We start from the raw sequence: 3099 nt of genomic DNA, 5'->3' as shown, positions 1-3099 counted from the left end.
GTACCAGATGCCCCGGCCCTCGAATTCCGCCAGCCGCGGGACCTCGGGCCGGCGGTAGCGCGCGCCGCTGGCGATCACCAGCGTCCTGGAGGTCAGGCGCCGGCCGTCGGCGAGCTGCACCGAGACTTCGCCCCGGGATTCGGCGGCGGTGCAATCGAGCGATTCCACCTGGGCCGGGATCAGCATCTCGACGCCGAACTTCTGCGCCTGCACGTAGGCACGCCCGGCCAGCGCGCCGCCCGAGATGCCGGTCGGAAAGCCCAGGTAGTTCTCGATCCGCGCGCTCGCCCCGGCCTGGCCGCCGAAGGAGCGGCAGTCGACCACGATCACGCGCAGGCCTTCCGAGGCCGCATAAACCGCGGTCGCGAGGCCGGCCGGGCCGGCGCCGACCACCAGGACGTCGAACAGGTCGTCGTGGGCGATGCTGTCGACCATGCCCAGGCAGCGCGCCAGCGCATGCTCGGTCGGATTGGGCATCACGGTGCCGTTGGGACAGACGACCAGCAGTTCGGCTTCGCCGTATTGCTCGAGCAGCGCCACTGCGTCGGCGTCTTGCGTGGCGTCGACCACCTGGTAGGGATGGCCGTTGCGGCCCAGGAAGTTCGAAAGCCGCAGCACGCCGGCCGACTGCGGCGGCCCGATCAGCACCGGTCCGCTGGCGCCCGATTCGATCAGCGCCACGCGCCGCAGGATCATCGCGCGCACCAGCCGCTCGCCGAGATCGGCCTCGGCGATGATCAGCGCCCGCAATTGGTCGGGCGGCACCAGCAGGGTCTGGACCTCGGTGTCCGCATGGCCGTCGACCAGCGCGGGGCGGCCCGAGAGCTGGGCCACCTCGGCCAGGAACTGGCCCGGCCCCTGGCGCTCGATCGGCACGACATGCCCCAGGCCGTCGCGCTGGGTGATCGACACCGCGCCGTCGAGCACGACGAACATCCCGGGGCCAGGCTCGCCGGCCCGGAAAAGGCAGTCGCCCCGCGCGTGGCGCTGCACGGTCCCGAAGCGCCGGATGCGTGCGATGTCCGCGTCGCTCAGGACCGGAAACATCTGGTGGCGGCGAGTCTCGACCTCGATCCTGGTTTCGGTGGCCATCAAAACTCCATAGAGCGAATTTCCGGCATTAAACGCTGAAGCGGCCCGGATCGCGCGGCGTCATGCAATTGCCTTCGAATCGACATGCTTGTTTCACCGCCGGTCCCCAGACTGCGTCCGTAGAAAGGGTCCCGATGAAAGAACTGCCCAACCCGACCTTCCCGTTCTCGCAGCTCGGCCTGCGCGGCTCCCTCCGGCCTGCGCCAGGTCCGGCTCCCGTTGCAATACCCGTGCCGCTCCCGCGCACGGAGGGTGGCCGAGAAACCGGCGGCATCAGCGTGAGCTGGGCGCGCCACCAGGACGAGGTGCGCGCCGCCCAGCGCCTGCGCTACGACGTGTTCGCCGGCGAGATGGGCGCACGGCTGGCGACGCCGGTCGCCGGCCATGACGTCGACCTCTTCGACGACTTCTGCGAGCACCTGCTGGTGCGCGAGGAAGCCACCGGCCAGGTGATCGGCACCTATCGGGTGCTGACGCCGGCCCAGGCCCGGCGCGTCGGCAGCACCTACAGCGACATCGAGTTCGACCTGACCCGCCTGCGCGACCTGCGCGAGCGCATGGTCGAGCTCGGCCGCAGCTGCGTGCATGCGGAGCATCGTCAGGGCGGTGTCATCCTGGCGCTCTGGGGCGCGCTGGCCGGCTTCATGAGCCGCAACAAGCTCGACACCATGATCGGTTGTGCCAGCATCCCGATGTGGCACCTCGGCGTGACCAGCGGCGACGCGGCCGCCAGCATCTGGCGTCAGCTCTCGGCCACCCACATGGCGCCGATCCAGTACCACGTGCAGCCGCGCCTGCCGCTGCCGGTGCAGCGCCTGGACGGCGCGCTCGAGATCGAGCCGCCGGCGCTCATCAAGGGCTACCTGCGGCTCGGCGCCAAGGTGCTCGGGCCGCCGGCCTGGGATCCGGACTTCAACACCGCGGACCTGCCGATGCTGATGCGCATCGACGAGTTGCCGGCACGCTACAAGAGGCACTTCCAGGGTCGCTGAGGGCCGAGGGAGTGTTGGAATTCCGTCACGCAATCGTCACAAAACTGTCATGTGCGCCCGTGACACTGGCATGCTGCGATCGTTGAGCACTCCCGCGGCGGTTGTTACAGAATCCATATTCATGCCGCCTGCCACTTCCGACAAATCGCCTGCCATCGTCGAACCCGAAACCGCCCTGACCCTGCTCGATCGGGATCACGCCATCCTGGCCTTCAACGAGCGCGTGCTCGACTGGGCCTACCGCCCCGAGGTGCCGCTGATCGAGCGCCTGCGCTACCTGTGCATCGTCTCATCCAACCTCGACGAGTTTTTCGAGGTCCGGGCCGCGCCCCATCTGGCGGCCGGCGTGGCCGGCGACCAGAAGGGCAACTACACGGTCAAATCCTTCGAGCACCTCGCCGAGGCGGCGCATTCGCTGGTGGCGCGCCAGTACGCGCTCTACAACGACGGGCTGATCCCGGCCTTCGCGAGCCAGGGCGTCCACATCATCTCGCACGGAGAGCGCAATCCGGTCCAGCGCAAGTGGGTGCACGAGTACTTCGAGCGCGAGGTTCGCCCGCTGCTGATTCCGGTCGGGCTGGATCCGGCCCATCCGTTTCCGCAGGTCGCCAACAAGTCGCTCAACTTCATCGTGAGGCTCGGCGGCAAGGATGCCTTCGGCCGCGAAAACCCGATCGCCATCGTGAAGGTACCGCGCGTGCTGCCGCGCGTGATTCGCCTGCCGGCCAAGGTCTCCGGCGGCAAGACGCTGTTCATCGCGCTGTCCAGCGTGGTGCGGGCCCACCTGTCGAGCATGTTCCCGGGGCGGGAAGTGGGCGAGTTCTCCCAGTTCCGCGTGACGCGGCATTCCGACCTCGCGGTGGACGAGGAGGATGTCCGCAACCTGCGCACCGCCCTGCGGCAAGGTCTGGAGCACCGCCACTACGGCCAGGCGGTGCGGCTGGAGGTTTCCTCCAGTTGCGCCGAATCGCTCGCGAGCTTCCTGCTGGCGCAATTCAATCTGCCGCCGCAGGCG

At 68.8% G+C, this 3099-nt stretch carries 3 protein-coding genes; 2 read left to right on the top strand and 1 reads right to left on the bottom strand.

The window, feature by feature from the left end; translation table 11 throughout:
• Window positions 1–1092: FAD-dependent oxidoreductase (locus tag AC1D2K_RS32675; protein WP_478094334.1), on the bottom strand; the 1092-nt coding region annotated here is incomplete at its 3' end.
• Window positions 1093–1226: 134 nt separating this feature from the next.
• Between AC1D2K_RS32675 and AC1D2K_RS32670 the strand changes: the two genes are divergently transcribed.
• Both AC1D2K_RS32670 and AC1D2K_RS32665 read left to right on the top strand, forming a co-directional pair.
• Window positions 1227–2084, top strand: a complete 858-nt coding sequence (locus AC1D2K_RS32670) for a GNAT family N-acetyltransferase (protein WP_478094333.1) — start codon at window positions 1227–1229, stop codon at window positions 2082–2084.
• 121 nt (window positions 2085–2205) lie between these two features.
• On the top strand, window positions 2206–3099 hold an 894-nt coding region (locus AC1D2K_RS32665), incomplete at its 3' end, for a polyphosphate kinase (protein ID WP_478094332.1).

Source organism: Variovorax sp. P1_H12_2, assembly GCF_056405335.1.
This window is presented reverse-complemented; position numbering and strand designations above follow the sequence as displayed.